Annotated in this window: 1 protein-coding gene and 1 pseudogene; both read left to right on the plus strand. The window is 69.1% G+C overall.

The window, feature by feature from the left end; genetic code table 11:
• Positions 1–197: pseudogene (locus tag AC1D01_RS28435) on the plus strand (FAD:protein FMN transferase); the annotation flags it as partial.
• Positions 198–317: 120 nt separating this feature from the next.
• Positions 318–2840: HzsA-related protein (locus tag AC1D01_RS28440; protein ID WP_477872386.1), on the plus strand; the 2523-nt coding region annotated here is incomplete at its 3' end.

The raw sequence follows: 2840 nt of genomic DNA on the forward strand, positions 1-2840 counted from the left end.
CCATCCTCGCCGAGGACGGGCTCACGAGCGAAGGGCTGTCCAAGAGCGTGTTCGTGAAAGGCCTTGCAGAGGGCATGCGGCTCGTCGAGTCGCAGGAGGGCGTCGATGCGATCGTGATCGACGCGGACGGTGTTCTGCATTACTCCTCCGGTTTGTTGGGCGCCGCCCCGCAACCCGGCAACCCAGGCCGGCAATAGACGACCGGCCGCATCGGAGGCGAGAAGATGAAGTACCCCACAGCAACCCAGGGCCCCGCGAGCGATCGCCGGGCGCACCGAGGCAGCATCCGGTCCGCCGGAGCAGCGCTGCTCGCCACCATGGTCGCGGTCCTCGCGGCCTGCGGCAGCGGCAGTTCCAGCGATTCATCCAGCCTCACGGTGGAAGGCGACGTGCCGCTCGCGTACACGCAGCGCGTCAACACGATGGGCATGAACCCGACCAACGGCGCTCCGTACGCCCAGGGCGGCGACCTGATGATCCGCGAGAAATCCTCGCCGAGCGCGCCCGAGCACAACATCACCCAGAGCATCACCCAGGGCCACGGCGACGTGTCCGACCCCGAGGTGTCGTTCGACGGCAAGAAGATCGTCTTCGCGCTGAAGTGCGAGACCTCCAACACCTCGATGATCAACGGCGCCAAGGCCTGTACCGGGCGCTGGAACATCTGGGAATACGACATGACGAAGAGCGGCCTGACCGGCGGCAGCTTCAAGCGTCTGACCAGCTCCACCGACGGCGACGACGTCGACCCGGCCTACCTGCCGGCCGGCAAGGGCTTCGTGTTCTCGTCGAACCGCCAGGGCACCTCGTTCTTCAACCAGGGCGTCGGCGGCAACCGCTTCGCGCTCGACGAGTACGAGCGCGAGCGCGTCTTCAACCTGCACACGATGGATGCCGCCGGCGGCAGCATCACGCAGATCTCGGTCAACCAGAGCCATGACCGCAACCCGGTCGTGCGCCCCAACGGCGACATCATGTTCTCGCGCTGGGACCACGTCGGCATGCGCAACCACTTCAAGGTGTTCCGCGTGAAGCCCGACGGCACCGACATGTTCGTGCTGTACGGCGCGCACAGCGAGGGCAACAGCTTCCTGCACCCGCGCGACATGGACCCGAAGGGCAAGTTCAAGGGCTTCCTCGCGTCCGACCTGATGCCGCTGTCGCGCACCAAGGAAGGCGGCGGCCTGGTCCTGGTCGACGCGGCCAACTACTCCGAGCAGAACACGCCGGCCAACCCGAGCGTCGCGGCGCAGGGCGGCCAGTACTACCCGACCGAAGAGGCGCTGAACATCGACGGCGGGCTGTCGGCGTACGGCCGCATCACGACGCCGTTCCCGCTGTGGGACGGCACCGACCGCGTGCTCGTCGCCTACCGCCCGTGCGAAGTGACGAAGAACGGCAAGGTGGTGCCGTGCGCCACGCTGACCGATGCCGAGAAGGCGCGCCTGGCCGACGACAACCGGCTGGAGAGCGAGGTCGAGGCCGACGGCGTGAAGGACAACGTGCCGCCGCCGTACGGCATCTACATGTTCGACCCGAACAACTCGAAGAAGGGCCTGCAGCCGATCGCGCCGCCGCCCCCGGGCTTCATGAACACCGACCCGGTGCCGCTGCAGTCGCGCACCGAGCCGAACGCCACCGACCCGACCCCGGTCGACGCCACGCTGGCCGCGCAGAAGCTCGGCCTGCTCGAAGTGCGCAGCGTCTACGACACCGACGGCCTCGGCCGCATGGGTGACCCGGTGATCGCGGCGGCCGACCTGTCGGCCACCTGCACCACCGCGATCGCGAAGACCGCGCCGACCGACCCGCTGGACACGCGTGCCCAGGTCGCCGACATCGTCAAGATGAAGGACCCGGCCAACCCGGCCTACGGCTGCGCGCCGGCCCGCTTCATCCGTGCCTTCCGCGCGGTGGCGCCGAGCCAGGGCATGGGCGTGCGGGCCGCGATCGGCGAGACCGATTTCGAGCCGCAGCAGATCCTCGGCTACGCGCCGATCGAGCCGGACGGTTCGTTCAAGCTGCAGGTGCCGGCCGACACCCCGATCGGGCTGGCGGTGGTCGATGCCGAAGGCCGTGCCTTCCAGACCCACACCAACTGGATCCAGGTCCGCCCGGGCGAACGCCGCACCTGCGACGGCTGCCACAGCCCGCGCCGCGGCGGCGCGCTGAATTCCGGTGCGGTGGCCAACACCATCCCGTCGGGCTGGTTCGACAACCTGGCGAGCGCCCACCAGTCGGGCGAGACGATGGCCGGCACCCGCACGCGCCTCGACCCGAACGTGCTGAAGCTGATGACCGACATGGTCTCCACCGACACCTGGGCCGACACGGCCAAGGCCGGCGTGACCGCGCGCAATCCGATCAGCATCAAGTACAAGAACAACACCGATTCGAAGGACGACCTGCTGACCGCCGCCCCGGTCGACGGCGTCATCAACTACCCGGACCACATCCAGCCGATGTGGACGGTCAGCCGCGGCACCAACGGCGCCGGCACCTGCGTGGCCTGCCACGCCGACCCGGCCAAGCTGGACCTGAGCGCGACGATCGCCGGCACCGGCCGCAGCGCGTCGTACGAGCGCCTGCTGATCGGCGACCCGGTCATCGATACCGCCACCGGCCTGCCGAAGACCCACCTCGAGGAAGGCGTGCCGATGATYGACCGCGAGCCGGCGATGGTCGACACGATGGCCAGCGAAGGCGATGCCCTCGGCATGGGGCGCAAGAGCCGACTGCTGGAGATCCTGTCCGGCGCGACGCTGATGGCCAGCGCCGATGCGCGCACGCTGTACCCGACCCCGGCGGCAGGCGCGCCTGACCACGCGACGCTGCTGACC

The organism is Rhizobacter sp. P3_B12, assembly GCF_056402895.1.